Below are 16,576 nucleotides of genomic sequence, written 5' to 3' on the forward strand. Positions count from 1 at the left end.
TCAGGCCTTGCAGGCTACCCGGCGCCGTGTGCAGCGGCAAGATTGACTTGTGCGTGGTTTGCGCGGCGCGCGGTCAGTGCGCCGCGGCGGCCGCCACGACCGGCGCGGGCTCGACGAGCAGGGCGTTGATCTCGGCCACCAGGCTGTCCAGCATGTCCTCGCCGTAGCCCACGTGTACCTGGGCCACGCGGCCGTCGCGGTGCAGCATCACCATCACCGGGATGCCCTGGTCGCTGCCGTAGGGCCTGCCCAGTGTGCCGTCGGGGTCCCAGGTCATCAGCAGGCCCGGCAGGCGCGGGCGCAAGACGCGCACGGTGCTCACGAAAGTGCGCCGGTCCTCGCGATAGTCGATGGCGACCACCTGCAGCGGCAGGCCGCGCCGGGTCGCCAACGACTGAAGGTTCGCCAGTACCGGCATCTCCTTCATGCAGTAGCCGCACCAGGTGGCCCAGAAGCTGACCACCACGACCTTGCCGTGCAGTGACGAAACCCTCAGCTGCCGACCGTCCCGGGTCGTGCCGAGCGCGTCCGGTGGCGTGTCGCCCGGTTGCACATGGGCATGGGCGGCCACGCAGAACATCAGTCCGAGCAGTACGGCTGCCATGCGGCGCATCTCGTCCCTTCCCCCGTGCAGTGCCGCCAGCGTAGCGAGCGGCGCAGGACCAGGGAAGCGCCGCCATTCAACGGACGTGGAAGCGCTCCTCCTCCGGTTCCTCGCCGGGCGGCAGGTAGTGGCCGAGGCTGTCCACCTGCAGTGGCTGGAGGTTGTAGTCGGCGTGCGGCGGGAAGTTTTTCCCGACGCCGTCGGTGGCTGGCTCGACCGGTGCAGGCGGGAACATGCCGGCCGGTACGGGGGGAGCGTTCGGGTGGCTGGACGGGAGCATCATGGCACGACTCCTGCGGTCGGCGATGCGCGTTGTGCGCAACGGTGGCGGCGGTCGGCGGGGCCGGTCTGGCGGGACGTCGCCGCTGCCGCGGACGCGTCCATGCGGACGTGGTTTCCTGCAGTGAATGATGCTCCCGCGCAGGAAAAAGTTGCATGGACCGGTGGCCTGTGCCGGCCGATTTCACTAGCAGCGATCAGCAGCCGGCGCCGCCCGGGAACAGGCTTGCCTGGTCCAGCAGCAGGCGTACCGGCGCGAAGCTGCGCCGGTGCTGCACGCAGGGACCGAGCCGTTGCAGCGCGGCCAGGTGGGCCGGCGTGGGGTAGCCCTTGTGCACGGCGAAGCCGTAGCCGGGATGGCTGGCGTCCAGCGCCACCATCAGGCGGTCGCGGGTCACCTTGGCGAGGATCGAGGCGGCGCTGATCGCCGGCTCCAGCGCGTCGCCGCCCACGATGGCGCGGCCGGGGCAGGGCAGGTCCTTCGGCAGCTTGTTGCCGTCCACCAGCGCCTGCTGCGCGGCGGGCGCGAGGCCGGCCACGGCGCGGCTCATCCCGGCCATGGTCGCCTGGAAGATGTTGAGGCGGTCGATCTCCTCGGCCTCGACCACGACCACGCAGTGCGCCAGCGCGCGCTCCAGGATCAGCGGATACAGCGTCTCGCGCCGCTTCTCGCTGAGCTTCTTGGAGTCGTCGAGACCGGCGATGGGGCGGCCGGGGTCGAGGATCACCGCGGCCACCACCACCGGGCCGGCCAGCGGGCCGCGGCCGGCCTCGTCCACCCCCGCTCTTAAAAAAACATGACCTGCCGAAGTCGAGATGTTCACGTTAGTCAAAATGTTGAGTGAATACAGATCCGCACGGCACGTTCGCCTCCTCTCCCCTCCGGGGAGAGGATTGAGGAGAGGGGCCGAGGCTTGCAAAGGACAGAATCTGAGCATGCCCTGATACAGCTTTATCGCGAGCGTGCCCCTCACCCCGGCCCTGGAGAGAGGGGACCGGGCGGCTCCATCAACTCGCCGATCGCCTCGGCCGCCGCATCCGCCGCGCTGCCGTCCAGATCCGCGCGCAAGGCCCGGTGCAGTTGCTCGAACGCGCTCACGATGGCGCCGCGGCGCTCGCTGTCGTTGAACAGCGCCAGGGTGGCGTCGGCGAGTTTCGCGGCGGTGCAGTCGTCCTGCATCAGCTCGGGCACCAGCACCGTGTGCTCGCCCATGCCGCAGGCGCGGGCGAGGATGTTAGGCAGCGCGTAGACATCGGTCTTGAGCATGCGCAGCAGCTTCGCGATGCGGTAGCTGGCGGGCGAGACCCGGTAGCCCACCACCATCGGTCGCTTGGCCAGCATCGCCTCCAGCGTGGCGGTACCGGAGGCGAGCAGCACCACGTCGGCAGCCTGCATCGCCTCGTGGGCGTGGCCGTCCAGCAGCAACGGTGCGGAGGCATCGTGCGTGGTCGTGGCGAGCCGGGTACGCAGCATTTCCAGCATGCGCGGGTTGGCGGCGGGTATCACCACACGCAGGCCAGGGAGGGCGGCTGCCGCGCGCCGCGCGGCGTCGAGGAAGGGTTCGCCCAGCCGGGCCAGCTCGCTGCCGCGGCTGCCCGGCAGCACGGCCAGCACCGGGGCGTCCTGCGGCAGTTGCAGCGCCTCGCGCGCGGCGGCGCGGTCGGACACCAGCGGAAAGCGGTCGGCCAGCGGGTGGCCGGTGAAGCGCGCATCGACGCCATGCCGCGCGTAGATCGCGGGTTCCATCGGAAACAGGCAGAGCACGCGGTCGGCCGAGCGTCCGATCTTTTCGGCGCGCTTTTCGCGCCACGCCCACACCGATGGGCTGACGTAGTGCACGGTGCGCAGGCCGGCCTGCTTCAGCCGCCGTTCCACGCCCAGGTTGAAATCCGGCGCGTCGATGCCGACCACCACGGCCGGTCGCGCGGCGAGCAGGCGCGCGACCAGGGCCTTGCGCAGCCTGAGCAGGCGCGGCAGGTGCGACACCACCTCGGCGAAGCCGAACAGCGACAGTTCGTGGATGTCGTACCAGGATTCGAAGCCCTGCGCCTGCATGCGCTTGCCGCCGATGCCGACGAAGCGGGCGTCCGGCCAGCGCCTGCGCAGGGCGGTGAGCAGGTCGGCGCCGAGCTGGTCGCCGGAGTCTTCGCCGGCGAGGAGGGCGATGAGTGGAGGCTGTGTGTTGGTCATGCGTAGTGCAAGAGCAAAGACCCGTGCCTGATTGCCAGATAAGCGGGGCGCTTATCTGGCGAGCGACCTCTCGCTGCGTTCGATGAAGTCCAGCATCGCGCGCACGTCGGCGCTGTCCTGTGCCTGCGCGGCGAGTTGTTCGCGCGCTTCGGCCTGCGACAGCCCGGCCATGTACAGCGTGCGGTAGGCGCGCTTGATCGCGGCGACGCGCGCGCTGTCGAAGCCGCGGCGCTTCAGGCCTTCGCTGTTGATGCCGCGCGGGCGGCCGCCCTGCTCGTTCGCCATCATCAGGAACGGCGGCACGTCGGCGCCGACCAGGCAGCCCATCCCGATGAAGGCGTGCGCCCCCACCTTGCCGAACTGGTGCACGCCGGCGTAGCCGGAGATGATCACCCAGTCGCCGATTTCCACGTGCCCGGCCAACGCCGAGTAGTTGGAAAACACCACGTGATTGCCGACCTGGCAGTCGTGCGCGATATGCACATAGGCCAGCAGCCAGTTGTCGTTGCCGATGCGGGTGATGCCGCCGCCTTCGCCGGTGCCGCGGTTGACGGTGACGAATTCGCGGATCAGGTTGCGGTCGCCGACCACCAGCTCGGTGCGTTCGCCGGCCCACTTCTTGTCCTGCGGGTCGCCGCCCAGCGAGACGAACTGCGCGATGCGGTTGTCGCGGCCGATCCTCGTCGGCCCCTCGATCACCACGTGCGGGCCGATCACCGTGCCGTCGCCGATCTCCACCTCGGCACCGATCACGCTGTAGGCGCCGATGCTGACGTTGGCGCCGATCTTCGCCGCCGGGTCGATCTGCGCGCTGGGATGGATCATTTGTCCGACCTCGCCGCGCACATCAGCTCGCAGCTGGCCACTTCCTTGCCGTCCACCAGCGTGCGCGCGGCGAACAGGCCCATGCCGCGCATCACGCGCTTCACCGACACCTCCAGCCGCAGCTGGTCGCCCGGCACCACCGGCGCGCTGAAGCGCGCGTTGTCCACCTTGACCAGGTAGAACAGCGGATTGCCGGTGTTGCCCTTGATGCGGTTGCTGATCTGCGTGAGCAGGCCTGCGGCCTGCGCCATCGCCTCCACCAGCAGCACGCCCGGCATCACCGGATGGCCGGGAAAGTGGCCGTTGAAGAACGGCTCGTTGATGGTGACGTTCTTCAGCGCTACCACGCTCTGGTCGGGCACGATCTCGATCACCCGGTCGACCAGCAGGAACGGATAGCGGTGCGGCAGCAGCTGCTGGATCTGTTCCACGTTCACCGGCAGGGTCACGGTCGCGGCGTTGTCACTCATCGTTCTTTCCCTTTTCCAGCGCCGCGAGGCGGCGCGCGAAATCGTCCAGGTGCTTGAAGCGGGCAGCGCTCTTGCGCCACTGGCGGTTGTCCTGCAGCGGGGTGCCGGAGGAATACTCGCCCGGCTCGCGTATCGAGTGCGTGACCAGGCTCTTGGCGGTAATGGTAACCCGGTCGGCGAGTTCCAGATGGCCGAGCACGCCGGCGTTGCCGCCGATCTGGCACCAGCGGCCGATCCTGGCGCTGCCCGCCACCGCCGAGCAGCCGGCCATGGCGGTATGCGCGCCGATGAAGACGTTGTGGGCGATCTGGATCTGGTTGTCCAGCCGCACGTCCTCCTCCAGCACGGTATCGTCCAGCGCGCCGCGGTCGATCGTGGTGTTGGCGCCGATCTCGCAGTCGTCGCCGATGCGCACGCCGCCTAGCTGGGGGATCTTCACCCAGTGATCGCGCTCGAAGGCGAGGCCGAAGCCGTCGGAACCGATCACCGCGCCGGGATGCACCAGCACGCGCATGCCCAGGGTCACCCGCGTCACCAGGGTGACCCGCGCCACCAGCCGCGACTGCGCGCCCACCGTGCAATCCTCGCCCACGATGCAGTGCGGTCCGAGCACGGCGCCTTCGCCGATCACCGTGCCGGCGGCGACCACGCAGCAGGGGCCGATGCTGGCGCCGGCACCGATGCTGGCGCCAGCGTCCACCACGGCGCTGGGGTGGATGCCGGGCGCCGCGGCGGGCAGGCGGTCGAACAGCGCGGCGACCTTGGCGTAGGCCACATAGGGATCGGCAGCGACGAGGGCGTCGACCGGGCAATCGGCGAGGTGCTCCTCGCGCAGAATCACCGCGCCAGCGCCGGTGGCGGCCAGTTGCGCGGCGTACTTGCCGTTGGAGAGGAAGGCCAGCTGGCCGGCGCCGGCGTTCGCCAGCGTGGCGACGCCCTCGATGCGGCGGCTGCCGTCGCCGCGCAGGCGCAGGCCGAAGCGTTCGGCCAGGTCGGCGAGGGTATGGCTGGGATGCGTGCTCAAGAGCTTCTCCGCGGCGGGGCGGCCATTGTATCGGCAGCGCCCGGTTCGTGTGTCACAAAACAAAAAGCGCGGCAGGCCGCGCTTTTTGCCGGACCGCAGCCGCTGCTGCTCGCGTCAGAACGTGGAGCCGAAGGTGAACTGGATGCGTTCCTCGTAGTGGCCGTCGTCGGGCTGGGTGCGGAACGGCATCGCGAAGTTGATGATCATCGGGCCCATCGGCGACTGCCAGTGCAGGGACAGGCCGGTGGAGGCGCGCAGCGTGCTGGCGTCGAAGCTCTGCCAGTTCGCGTAGGCGTTGCCCACGTCGACGAACCAGGACACGCGGGCGGTGTTGACGTCCTTGAGGAAGGGCAGCGGCAGGTACAGCTCGGCGGTGCCCAGTACCTTGAACGCGCCGCCGATCGGCTGCGCATAGGAGTAGTAGCTGTTCTGGCAGGTGCCGTCGGCGCTCGGCTGGCCGGTGCCCGAGCAGATGCGCGGACCCAGCGTGTTGTCCTGGAAGCCGCGCACGTCGCGCACGCCGCCGGAGTAGAAGTTCTCCCAGAACGGGAAGTCGTTGCGCATGTCGGTCGGCACCGGCGTTCCGGCGGCGGCGTAGGCGGCCTTGAGCTGGTCGAACTGCGCATCGCTGATGCCGTTCTGACCGTAGGTCTTGCCGTAGCCCACCTGGCCGTCGAGGTAGAGCACGAAGCCGTGGCCGATCGGCCAGTAGTGGTTCGCCTCGCCGGTCAGCTTCCAGTACTTCACCGTGGAACTGGGCAGCGCCACTTCGGAATTCAGCGACAGCACGCCGCCGCGGGTCGGTGCCCAGTAGCCGTTGCGGGTGTCGAGGTTCCAGCCCAGGGTGCCGATGATCGAGTGCACGGTCTGGTTGCCGATCTCGTTCTGGTAGTCGATCAGCTGCTGCGGCGTGTAGCCGGCGATCGAGTTGATCTTGTTGCTGCTGAGGCCCAGGCCCGCGCGGATGCTCTGGAAGTCGGTGATCGGGATGCCGAGGTAGGTGGAGAACGCCTTCTGGCTGGTGGAGTAGTTCGCGAACTCGCTGTTGTCGACGTTGCCGTAGTCGGTCTTGGAGTAGGTGGCGTTGTAGCCGATGCCCACGCCGTTGTCGGTGAGGAAGGGGTTGTAGTAGTTGACGTCGAAGCGGGTGTAGTAGCTGCTGCGCTCGCCGCTGATCGACGCGCTGTCGCCGGTGCCGAACAGGTTGCGCTGCGACACCGAGGCCGACAGGATGATGCCCGAGTACTGCGAGTAGCCGACGCCGAACTGCAGGCTGCCGGCGGACTGCTCCTCGACCTTGACGGTGACGTCCACCTGGTCGCTGGAGCCCGGCACCAGCTTCTTGTCGACGTCGACCTTCTTGAAATAGCCCAGCTGCTGCAGGCGGATCTTGGAGCGGTCGATTGCCGCCTGCGAGTACCAGGAGCCCTCGAGCTGGCGCATCTGGCGGCGCATCACGTTGTCCTCGGTGAGCGTGTTGCCCTCGAAGATCACGCGGCGCACGTACACGCGCTGGCCCGGCTCGATGTAGAGCGTGAGGTCGACGGTGCGCTTGTCCTTGTCCAGCTTAGGATACGGCGTGACCTTGGCGTAGGCGTAGCCGATGTTGGCCAGCAGCGCCTTGATCGCCTTGGTGCTGTTCTCGATCGCGCCGCGGTTGAACACCTCGCCGGGCTTGACGAACACCAGCTGGCGCAGCGTGGCTTCCGGCAACACCAGGGTGCCGAGCAGCTTCACGTCGGCAATCTTGTAGATCTCGCCTTCCTTCACGTCGGCGGCGATGTACATCGACTGCTTGTCCGGCGCGATCGTCACCTGGGTGGAGTCGACGCCGAAGTCGGCGTAGCCGCGGTTCATGTAGTAGGACTGCAGCTTCTCCAGGTCGCCCTTGAGCTTTTCCTGCGAATACTGGTCGTTCTTCGAGTACCAGGACATCCAGTTCGGCGTGCCCAGCTCGAAGTCCGAGCGGATCTGCTTGTCGGTGTAGGCGTGGTTGCCGGCGATGTTGATCTCCTTGATCTTCGCCACCTGGCCCTCGCGGATCTCGACGTCGATCGCCACGCGGTTGCGTTCCAGCCGCACCACGTGCGGGATCACCGAGACGCTGTACTTGCCGCGGTTGTAGTACTGGCGGATCAGCTCCTGCTGCACGTTGTCCAGCGCCAGCCGGTCGAAGGTCTCGCCCTCGGCCAGGCCGATCGACTTCAGGCCCTTCATCAGGTCGTCGGTCTTGATGTCCTTGTTGCCGCGGATGGTGAGCTTGGCGATCGACGGCCGCTCCGTCACCTTGATCACCAGGATGTTGCCGTCACGCTCCATCTCCACGTCGCTGAAGAACTTGGTCTGGTACAGCGCACGGATCGCCCGCTGCGCCACGGCGTCGGTCATGCGGTCGCCGCGGCTGATCGGCAGGTAGTTGAACACCGTGCCGGCAGAGATGCGGCTGAGGCCGTCGATGCGAATGTCCGAGATCACGAACGGATCGAAGGCGAACGCTTTGGCGGAGAGGGAGGCAAGCAGCAGCAGGGCGGCGATACGCTTCATCGTCGGTTCCGGTGGATGGTTTCGATCAGGCCGCCGGCCCGATCAAGGCACGCAGCAGGACAGTACCCCGCCGCGAGAAAGAACTGGTGTCCGCGAGGAGCACCGGGTGCAGCAAGCCGCCGCGCGATGGCGCGGCGGGCACGAACGTTTGTGGCGTCGACGAACCGGGAGCGCGGGTCATCGGCGTCACGACAGCAACAGGCGGTGGATGTCGTTGTAGAACACCAGGCCCATCAGGCTGAACAGCAGCACCATCCCGATGTACTGGCCGATCGCCATGGCCTGTTCACTGAGCGGGCTGCCCTTGAGCAACTCAATAAGGTAATACAGCAGGTGGCCGCCATCCAAGACGGGGATGGGCAGCAGGTTCAGCACCGCCAGGCTCAGCGACACCATGGCGAGGAACTGCAGGAACCAGGCCAGGCCCATCTGGGCGCTGGTGTTGGCCATCTGCGCGATGCCGATCACGCTGGACAGGTTCCTGGGCGAGGCCTCGCCGCCAAGCATCTTGCCGATCATGGCGAAGGTCTGCGTGACGTTGCGCCAGGTGCCGGCCAGCGCCTCGCGCAGCGCGCGCAGCGGGCCGTAGCGCAGCGTGGCGGCCTCCATCGGCGGCGCGCTGATGCCGATCATCCAGTCGGCGGGCTGGCCTTGCAGCGACTCATGTTTCGCCACGACTTCCAGCGGGATCGTGCGACCGTTGCGCTCGACCACGATCGCCAGCTTGGGCGAGATGGCCGCGTCCTGCTGCACCAGTTTGCCCATCGCCTCGAAGTCTGCCACCGGCTGGCCGTTCACGCTGAGGATGCGGTCACCGCCTCGCATGCCCGCCAATGCGGCCGGTTGGCTGTCCAGCACGGTGGCGGCCACCGGCGGCGGCGGCGCCAGCTGCAGGCCCAGGGTGACGAGGTACTGGTCGATAGGCTGCCCGAGCGGCAGCTTGTCCAGCGGCAGCAGCAACTGCCGTTGCGCGCCGTCGGGGTCGCGCACGGTTACCGGCAGCGGGCTGCGGCCCAGCAGGGCGTTGGCGATCGCGTCCAGCGAATCGCTCCACGTATGCATTTCGCGGCCGTCGATGCGCAGGATGCGGTCGCCCGGCTGGATGCCCGCCACGGCCGCCATGCCCTGCGGCCTGGCGGTGACGATCGGTGCCGCATCGGGCCGGCCCAGCATGAACATCAGCCACAGCGCGGCCACGGTGAAGATCAGGTTGAAGCCGGGTCCGGCCAGCACGATCAGGATGCGCTTCCACACCGGCTGGCTGGTGAATTCCTGGTTCTGGAACTGCGACGGCACCACGCCTTCGCGGGCGTCCAGCATCTTCACGTAGCCGCCCAGCGGGATCGCGGCGATCTGGTACTCGGTGCCATCGCGGCCGATGCGTTTCCACACCGCCTTGCCGAAGCCCACCGAGAAGCGCAGCACCTTCACGCCGCAGCGGCGCGCGACCCAGTAGTGGCCGAACTCATGAAACGTCACCAGCACGCCCAGCGTGACCAGCAACCAGAACACCGAGCCGAAAAAGGAATTCATCAAACGCCGTGAGAGGAAACCATCGGTGACAGGATATCAGCAAGCCCGCCGCAGCAGGCGCCGGGCCGTGGCCCGCGCCTGGCCGTCGCGCGCGACCAGAGACTCCACATCGACCGCGGCTTGCGGCGGCAGTTCCGCGAGCACGGCTTCCACCACCTCGGCGATCGCCAGGAACGGCAGCGCACCGGCCAGGAAGGCTTCCACCGCCACCTCGTTCGCCGCATTCAGGATGGCCGGCGCATCGCCGCCGGCGAGCAGCGCCTGGAAGGCGAGGGCGAGGCAGCGGAAGGTTGCCAGGTCCGGTGCCTCGAACTGCAGCGTGCCGCTGGCGGCGAGATCCAGCGGGGCCACGCCCGCCGCCACCCGTTCCGGCCAGGCCAGCGCATGGGCGATCGCGGTGCGCATGTCGGGGTTGCCGAGCTGGGCCAGCACCGAGCCATCCGCGTATTCCACCAGCGAGTGGACCAGGCTTTGCGGGTGCACCAGCACTTCGATCGCGTCCGCCGGCGCGCCGAACAGGTGGTGCGCCTCGATCACTTCCAGGCCCTTGTTCATCAGGGTGGCCGAGTCCACCGAGATCTTGCGGCCCATCGACCACTTCGGGTGCCTGCAGGCCTGGTCCGGCGTCACCGTCGCCAGTTCGGCGCGCGTGCGGCCGCGGAACGGGCCGCCGGAGGCGGTGAGGATCAGCTTGCGCACGCCGCTGGCCCGCAGGTCCGGGCGCCCGCCGGGCAGGCACTGGAAGATCGCGTTGTGCTCGGAGTCGACCGGAATCAGTTCGCCGCCGCCGGCGCGCAGCGCCTCCAGCAGCAAGGGGCCGGCCAGTACGATGGATTCCTTGTTCGCCAGCAGCAGGCGCTTGCCGGCGCGCGCGGCGGCAAGCGTGGAGTCCAGCCCGGCGGCGCCCACGATCGCGGCCACCACGGTGTCGCACAATGCGCCGGACACGGCGGCGGTGAGCGCGGCATGGCCGCTGGCCACCGCGCAGCGCACGCCGGCGGCGCCGAGCCGGCGCGCCAGCTCGCCTTCCAGCGCGGGGTCGGCGATCACCGCCAGCTCGGGACGGTGTGCGACGCACAGCCCGGCGAGCGCCGCCACGTTGCGGTGCGCGCCCAGCACACTGGCGCGGAAGCGGTCCGGATGCCGCGCGATCACGTCCAGCGTGCTGGTGCCGATCGAGCCGGTGGCGCCGAGTACCGCGATTCGTTTCATCGCCTCAGCCTCATCTCACAACCCCAGCAATTGCATGCCCAGCGCAAACACCGGCAGTGCCGCGAACACGCTGTCCAGCCGGTCCAGCAGGCCGCCATGGCCGGGGAAGATGCTGCCCGAATCCTTGATGCCGGCATGGCGTTTCATCAGGCTTTCCAACAGGTCGCCCACGATGGAGATGGCCACGGTGACCGCGGCCAATGCGCCGAGGCCGAGCAGCGCCATGCCGCGCAGGTCGAGCAGCCAGCCGCCGGCCAGGGCGACCAGCACGCCGGCAACCATCGCGCCGTACGCACCCGCCCAGGTCTTGCCCGGGCTGATCTGCGGCGCCAGCTTGCGCTTGCCGAAGCTGCGCCCACTGAAATACGCGCCGATATCGGCTGCCCACACGATGAGCAGCGCCAGCAGCACCCACCAGTGGCCGTGCGGCTCGCGCCTGTGCAGGACGACCGGTGCAACCCACGCAGGGAATACCACGCAGGCACCGGCCGCGAGTTTCAGGGCGCGGTTTTCCGGAGTCGGCGCAGCGCCGAAGGCGAAATGACGAAGCCACAGGCAAGCTGCCAGCCACCAGGCCACGCCCAACGCCAGCAGCAGCGTCGACGCGCGGCCGTGTACAAGCCACAGCAGGGCAAACGACACGGCGGCCGGCACGAGCAAGGCCATGCGCGTGGCCGGCTTCTGCACGCCGGCGAGATGGGTCCATTCCTCCAGCGCACCCAGGAACACCACGGCGATCACCAGGGCGAACCACGGCGTGGGCAACAGCAGGATCATGGCTATCGCCAGCGGCGCGAGCAGCAGGGCGGTGAATACGCGTTGGCGCAGCAAGGCTTCTTACCCCTTGTCCGTGGCGAGCTGGTCGCCGGTGCGGCCGTAGCGGCGTTCGCGCCGGCCGTATTCCTCGATCGCCCGGTGCAGGCTGGCCTGGTCGAAGTCCGGCCACAGGGTATCGGTGAAATGCAGTTCGGCATAGGCCGCCTGCCACAGCAGGAAGTTGCTGAGCCGGCATTCGCCGCCGGTGCGGATGAACAGGTCCAGCGGCGGCAGCTCGGCCAGGCACATCCGGTCGCCCAGCGCGGCCTCGTCGATCGCTTCGGCACGCAGCTCGCCGCGCGCGACGGCGGCGGCGGCCTGTCGCGCCGCCTGCACGATGTCCCAGCGGCCGCCGTAGTTCACGGCCACATTGAGATGCAGCTTGCGGTTGCCGGTGGTCTGTGCCATCGCGGCCTGCATCCGCTCGCGCAGTGGCGCGTCGAAGGCGGTGAGGTCGCCCACGAAGCGCAGGCGCACGCCCTGGGCATGCAGTTCGCCGGTTTCCTTGTCCAGCGCGCGCAGGAACAGCGTCATCAGCGCGCCGACTTCCTCCTCGGGACGTTGCCAGTTCTCGCTGGAGAAGGCGAACAGGGTGAGTGCCTCGACACCCTCGCGCAAGCAGCACTCCACCACCTCGCGCACCGCCTTGCGGCCGGCGTTGTGGCCGAAGCTGCGCGGCCGGCGGCGCGCTTTCGCCCAGCGGCCGTTGCCGTCCATCACGATGGCGATGTGGCGTGGGATGGCGGAGGAAGTGGTCATGGTCGGAGGCATCGGTTTCCTTCTCCCCGCCGGGGAGAAGGCACCCCATAGGGGCGGATGAGGGGCGGGCGCTCGCGGCGGGGTTGCATGGACGCGAGCCTGGTTGCGAGGTTGTCGCAACGTGTCCTCTCTCCCTTTGCCCCCTCCCCGGCGGGGAGAGGGAAACACGTGGTGCCTGCGGGTTTGCCGTTGCGAGCGTCGAGGTGGCGCGGGCGCTCCGGTTTTGCCGCGGCACCTAACTACATGGACATCAGCTCGTCTTCCTTGGCCTTCACCACGCCGTCCACGTCCTTCACGAAGCGGTCGGTGAGCTTCTGGATCTCGTCGTCGGCGCGGCGCTCCTCGTCCTCGCTGATCTGCTTGTCCTTGAGCAGGTCCTTCACCTTCTGGATCGCGTCGCGGCGCACGTTGCGGATCGCGATCTTCGCGTTCTCGCCCTCGTGCGACACGTGCCTGGCCAGCTCGCGGCGGCGTTCCTCGGTGAGCGGCGGCATGTTGAGGCGGATCACGGTGCCGGCGGTGGTGGGCGTGATGCCGATGTCCGAGGCCAGGATGGCCTTCTCGACCGGGCCGACCAGGCTCTTGTCGAACGGAGTGATGATGATGGAGCGGGCGTCGCCCAGCGCGACCGAGGCCACCTGGTTCAGCGGCATCTCCGAGCCGTAGGCAGGCACCTTGATGCCGTCCACCAGCGCGGTGCTGGCGCGGCCGGTGCGCAGGCGGGTGAGCTCGTGCCTGAGCGCGTCGATGCTCTTGCCCATGCGGGTCTGGGCATCGGTCTTGATGTCGTTGATCATGGGCGTGTCCCGGTGGATCTGGCTAGCCGGCGAGTATAGCAGCGCGCATCGCGGGGCCGGTTCAGTTGCGGACCAGGGTGCCCACCGGTTCGCCGCGCATGATGCGCAGCAGGTTGCCCGGCACGGTCATGTCGTAGATGCGCAGCGGCGTGTTGTGGTCGCGGCACAGCGCGATCGCGGCGGTGTCCATCACCTTGAGGTTGCGCTGGATCACCTCGTCGTAGGTGAGCTGGTCGTAGCGCGTGGCGTCCGGGTGGCGGGCGGGGTCGGCGGTGTACACGCCGTCGACCTTGGTGGCCTTGAGCAGCAGGTCGGCGCCGATCTCCACCGCGCGCAGGGCGGCGGCCGAGTCGGTGGTGAAGAACGGGTTGCCGGTGCCGGCCGCGAACAGCGCGATGCGGCCCTTCTCGATGTGGCGGATCGCGCGGCGGCGGATGAAGTCCTCGGCCACGTCATGGATCTGGATCGCGCTCATCACGCGGGCGTAACCGCCGCGCTTCTCGATCGCGTCGGCCATCGCGAGCGCATTCATCACGGTGGCCAGCATGCCCATGTGGTCGCCGGTGACGCGGTCCATGCCGGACGCCGCCAGGCCTTCGCCGCGGAAGATGTTGCCGCCGCCGATCACCACGCCGACTTCCACGCCGGCCTTGCGCACCTCGATGATCTCGTCGGCCAGCCGGCCGATCACCTTCGGGTCGATGCCGTAGTCGGCCGCGCCCATCAGCGCCTCGCCGGAGAGCTTGAGCAGGATGCGGCGGTACTGGGGCTGGTCGCTCATAGGGTCTCCGGATTGTGGTGGCGCAAACCGGCGCATTGTAGCGATTGCAGCTACCTGCGGCGAGCGCGGATACGGAAAAGGCGGGGCCGCGATGGCCCCGCCTTTCGTTCCGGCACCGGGAAGGCTCAGGCGAGGTTCTTCGCCGCGAACTTCCAGTTCACCAGGTTCCAGAACGCCTCCAGGTACTTCGGGCGGGCGTTGCGGTAGTCGATGTAGTAGGCGTGTTCCCACACGTCCACGGTGAGCAGCGGCTTGTCGCTGCCGGTGATCGGGGTGGCCGCGTTGGAGGTGTTGACGATGCCCAGCGCGCCGTCCGGGCGCTGCACCAGCCAGGTCCAGCCCGAACCGAAGTTGCCGGCGGCGGACTTGGTGAACTCCTCCTTGAACTTCTCGAACGAGCCGAACGCCTTGGTGATCGCGTCGGCCAGCTTGCCGGCGGGCTCGTTGCCGCCCTTCGGGCTCAGCGAATTCCAGTAGAAGGTATGGTTCCAGATCTGCGCGGCGTTGTTGAACACGCCGCCGGACGACTTCCGGATGATGTCTTCCAGTGCCGCGTCCGCAAATTCGGTGCCCTCGATCAGCTTGTTGAGGTTGGTCACGTAGGCCTGGTGGTGCTTGCCGTAGTGGTACTCCAGCGTCTCGGCGGAGATGTGCGGTTCGAGCGCGTTCTTTTCGTAGGGCAGCGGGGGAAGTTCGATCGCCATGAGTGGCTCCTTGAGGGTGGCTGGGGGAAGAGGGCGTGGCGGCATCGGTTGCCGATGAACGGCTGATACAATACCGGTTCGCCTGCATTGTAAAGATGAAGCATCCAGCCATGGACGTAAACGAGCGAATCAAGTCGCTGCTCGCCGCGCACCCGATCGTGCTCTTCATGAAGGGCACGCCGGAGTTTCCGATGTGCGGCTTTTCCAGCCGCGCCGCACAGGCGCTGCAGCAGGCCGGCGCGCCGTTCCATGCGGTGAACGTGCTGGCTGATCCGGAGATCCGCGCGGCCCTGCCGCACTACGCGAACTGGCCGACCTTCCCGCAGCTGTTCATCGAGGGCGAGCTGATCGGCGGCTGCGACATCGTGGTGGACCTGCAGGCTTCCGGCGAGCTGGCGCGCATGGCCGGCGACGTGACCGGGGCAGCGCAGGAATGACGCTGCCGACGGCGCGTCTTCCCGCGGACTGGATGCCCGCAAGCGACACGCTGGCCGGTCGCGTGGTGCTGGTCACCGGCGCCTACGGCGGCCTGGGCGGTGCGGTGGCGCGCGCTGCAGCACGCGCCGGCGCCACCGTGGTGGTCAGCGGCAAGCGCAAGCGCCAGCTGGAACAGCTGTACGACGCGATGCTGGCCGAGGGCCTGGCCGAGCCGGTGATCCATCCGCTGGACATGGAAACCGCCACGCCGCGCGAGTACGCCGCACTGGCCGACGGCCTGCGCCACGATTTCGGCCGGCTCGACGGCATTGCGCACTGCGCGGCCAGCTTCGCCGGGCTCACGCCGCTCGCCATGCACAAGCCCGACGACTGGCTGCGTGCGATGCACGTCAACGTCAACGCGCCGTTCGCCCTGACCCAGGCCTGCCTGCCGCTGCTGCAGGAGGCGGCTGACAGCGCGGTGGTGTTCGTGCTGGACGATCCGGCGCGGCTGGCGCGCGCGCACTGGGGCGCGTATGGCGCCTCGAAGGCGGCGCTGGAGCGCTTCGCCGCGATCCTGCACGAGGAGACCGACGAGAGTCCGCTGCGCGTGCACGCGCTGCTGCCCGCGCCGATGCGCACCCGGCTGCGCCGGCAGGCGTACTTCGGCGAGGACACCATGCAGCACCCGTTGCCGGATGCGACGGCGCAAGCCATGGTCTGGCTGCTCGGCGCGCAGGCCGCGTCGGTGCGTGGCCATGCGCTCGATCTGCGGGAAACGGCATGACGAACGGGCATCGTCGAACGGGGGCGCGCTGAATGGAAACGCAGATGACCACGCTGGCGGCGGGAATCATGCTGTTCCTGATCATGGACCCGCTGGGCAACATCCCGATCTTCCTCAGCCTGCTCAAGGACGTGCCGCCGAAGCGCCGCCGCCGCGTGATGGTGCGCGAATTGCTGATCGCGCTGGGCGTGCTGCTGGGCTTCCTGATAGGCGGGCAGGGGCTGCTGAACCTGCTGCAGCTGAAGTCCGACTCGATCAGCATCGCCGGCGGCATCGTGCTGTTCCTGATCGGCATCCGCATGGTGTTCCCGCCGGCGGATGGTGGTGGCATCTTCGGCAAGTCCGGCGGCGGCGAGCCCTTCATCGTGCCGATGGCGATCCCCGGCGTGGCCGGGCCCTCGGCGATGGCCGCGTTGCTGCTGCTCACCAACACCCAGCCGGGACGCACCGCCGACTGGGCGATCGCGCTGGTCGGCGCCTGGCTGGCCACCGCGGTGATCCTGCTGTGCTCCACCTACCTGTTCCGCTGGCTGGGGGAGAGCGTGCTGACCGCACTGGAGCGCGTGATGGGCATGCTGCTGATCGCGCTGTCGGTACAGATGTTCATGGCGGGCGTGGCCGCGTTCCTGCACCTGCAACTCTGAGCAGGTCGCCCGTCTGCAGGCCCGCCTGACGGTCTCTTCCGGGCTTGCCCGCGTCGTCTCCACTCGCGGTATTCGCCGCATGTCCCTTGGCGCTGATGCGGGCGGAAGCGTGCCGACGGGTATTGGATATCCGGCAATTCCCCTTGGCTGGAAGTAATGTAAAATTGTTGTAAGGTGCGGCCCGAATAA

At 68.5% G+C, this 16,576-nt stretch carries 18 protein-coding genes; 3 read left to right on the plus strand and 15 right to left on the minus strand.

Annotated elements, in window-relative coordinates; all coding sequences use genetic code 11:
- Positions 1-73 precede the first annotated feature (73 nt).
- From ABQJ56_RS07610 to sodB, 15 genes are all read right to left on the minus strand, one after another.
- Entirely contained in the window at positions 74-604 is a 531-nt protein-coding gene (locus ABQJ56_RS07610; protein WP_367844399.1) for a TlpA family protein disulfide reductase, read from the minus strand.
- Between the two features lie 76 nt (positions 605-680).
- Positions 681-887, minus strand: coding sequence for a hypothetical protein (locus tag ABQJ56_RS07615; RefSeq protein WP_367844400.1), 207 nt, complete (start codon positions 885-887; stop codon positions 681-683).
- 193 nt (positions 888-1,080) lie between these two features.
- Positions 1,081-1,719, minus strand: a complete 639-nt coding sequence (gene rnhB / locus ABQJ56_RS07620) for a ribonuclease HII (protein WP_367844427.1) — start codon at positions 1,717-1,719, stop codon at positions 1,081-1,083.
- A gap of 134 nt (positions 1,720-1,853) precedes the next feature.
- Positions 1,854-3,074 (minus strand): lipid-A-disaccharide synthase, encoded by a 1,221-nt coding sequence (gene lpxB, locus ABQJ56_RS07625; protein WP_367844401.1) that lies wholly within the window; start codon positions 3,072-3,074, stop codon positions 1,854-1,856.
- 51 nt (positions 3,075-3,125) lie between these two features.
- On the minus strand, positions 3,126-3,899 hold the full coding sequence (lpxA, locus tag ABQJ56_RS07630) for an acyl-ACP--UDP-N-acetylglucosamine O-acyltransferase (RefSeq protein ID WP_367844402.1): 774 nt from the start codon (positions 3,897-3,899) through the stop codon (positions 3,126-3,128).
- The gene (fabZ, locus tag ABQJ56_RS07635) at positions 3,896-4,369 is read right to left on the minus strand and encodes a 3-hydroxyacyl-ACP dehydratase FabZ (RefSeq protein WP_367844403.1); all 474 of its coding nucleotides are present in this window, start codon (positions 4,367-4,369) and stop codon (positions 3,896-3,898) included. Before fabZ ends, lpxA begins: the two co-directional genes overlap by 4 nt.
- Positions 4,362-5,393 (minus strand): UDP-3-O-(3-hydroxymyristoyl)glucosamine N-acyltransferase, encoded by a 1,032-nt coding sequence (gene lpxD / locus ABQJ56_RS07640; protein WP_367844404.1) that lies wholly within the window; start codon positions 5,391-5,393, stop codon positions 4,362-4,364. The genes fabZ and lpxD overlap by 8 nt, the downstream gene beginning before the upstream one ends.
- A 114-nt stretch (positions 5,394-5,507) precedes the next feature.
- Complete coding sequence (gene bamA, locus ABQJ56_RS07645) at positions 5,508-7,937, minus strand: outer membrane protein assembly factor BamA (RefSeq protein ID WP_367844405.1); 2,430 nt, start codon at positions 7,935-7,937, stop codon at positions 5,508-5,510.
- 186 nt (positions 7,938-8,123) lie between these two features.
- Positions 8,124-9,470, minus strand: a complete 1,347-nt coding sequence (gene rseP / locus ABQJ56_RS07650; protein WP_367844406.1) for an RIP metalloprotease RseP — start codon at positions 9,468-9,470, stop codon at positions 8,124-8,126.
- 36 nt (positions 9,471-9,506) lie between these two features.
- Entirely contained in the window at positions 9,507-10,682 is a 1,176-nt protein-coding gene (locus ABQJ56_RS07655) for a 1-deoxy-D-xylulose-5-phosphate reductoisomerase (protein ID WP_367844407.1), read from the minus strand.
- A gap of 15 nt (positions 10,683-10,697) precedes the next feature.
- The gene (locus ABQJ56_RS07660) at positions 10,698-11,513 is read right to left on the minus strand and encodes a phosphatidate cytidylyltransferase (protein ID WP_367844408.1); all 816 of its coding nucleotides are present in this window, start codon (positions 11,511-11,513) and stop codon (positions 10,698-10,700) included.
- Positions 11,514-11,519: 6 nt separating this feature from the next.
- Positions 11,520-12,257 carry a polyprenyl diphosphate synthase gene (gene uppS / locus ABQJ56_RS07665; protein ID WP_367844409.1) on the minus strand — a complete coding sequence of 246 codons (738 nt, stop codon included), beginning with the start codon at positions 12,255-12,257 and terminating at the stop codon, positions 11,520-11,522.
- Positions 12,258-12,496: 239 nt separating this feature from the next.
- Positions 12,497-13,054: a ribosome recycling factor gene (gene frr / locus ABQJ56_RS07670; protein WP_367844410.1), complete on the minus strand. Its 558-nt coding sequence runs from the start codon at positions 13,052-13,054 to the stop codon at positions 12,497-12,499.
- A 61-nt stretch (positions 13,055-13,115) separates the two neighbouring features.
- Positions 13,116-13,835, minus strand: coding sequence for a UMP kinase (gene pyrH / locus ABQJ56_RS07675; RefSeq protein ID WP_367844411.1), 720 nt, complete (start codon positions 13,833-13,835; stop codon positions 13,116-13,118).
- 125 nt (positions 13,836-13,960) lie between these two features.
- On the minus strand, positions 13,961-14,539 hold the full coding sequence (gene sodB / locus ABQJ56_RS07680; protein ID WP_367844412.1) for a superoxide dismutase [Fe]: 579 nt from the start codon (positions 14,537-14,539) through the stop codon (positions 13,961-13,963).
- Positions 14,540-14,649: 110 nt separating this feature from the next.
- Between sodB and grxD the strand changes: the two genes are divergently transcribed.
- Genes grxD through ABQJ56_RS07695 form a run of 3 tightly spaced genes read left to right on the plus strand, consistent with a single transcriptional unit; the run spans position 14,650 to position 16,387 of the window.
- Positions 14,650-14,976 carry a Grx4 family monothiol glutaredoxin gene (gene grxD / locus ABQJ56_RS07685; protein ID WP_367844413.1) on the plus strand — a complete coding sequence of 109 codons (327 nt, stop codon included), beginning with the start codon at positions 14,650-14,652 and terminating at the stop codon, positions 14,974-14,976.
- The gene (locus ABQJ56_RS07690; protein ID WP_367844414.1) at positions 14,973-15,743 is read left to right on the plus strand and encodes an SDR family NAD(P)-dependent oxidoreductase; all 771 of its coding nucleotides are present in this window, start codon (positions 14,973-14,975) and stop codon (positions 15,741-15,743) included. Before grxD ends, ABQJ56_RS07690 begins: the two co-directional genes overlap by 4 nt.
- A gap of 44 nt (positions 15,744-15,787) precedes the next feature.
- Positions 15,788-16,387, plus strand: coding sequence for a YhgN family NAAT transporter (locus ABQJ56_RS07695; RefSeq protein ID WP_367844428.1), 600 nt, complete (start codon positions 15,788-15,790; stop codon positions 16,385-16,387).
- Positions 16,388-16,576 lie beyond the last annotated feature (189 nt).

Source organism: Rhodanobacter geophilus (assembly GCF_040812275.1).
GTDB classification, from domain to species: domain Bacteria; phylum Pseudomonadota; class Gammaproteobacteria; order Xanthomonadales; family Rhodanobacteraceae; genus Rhodanobacter_A; species Rhodanobacter_A geophilus.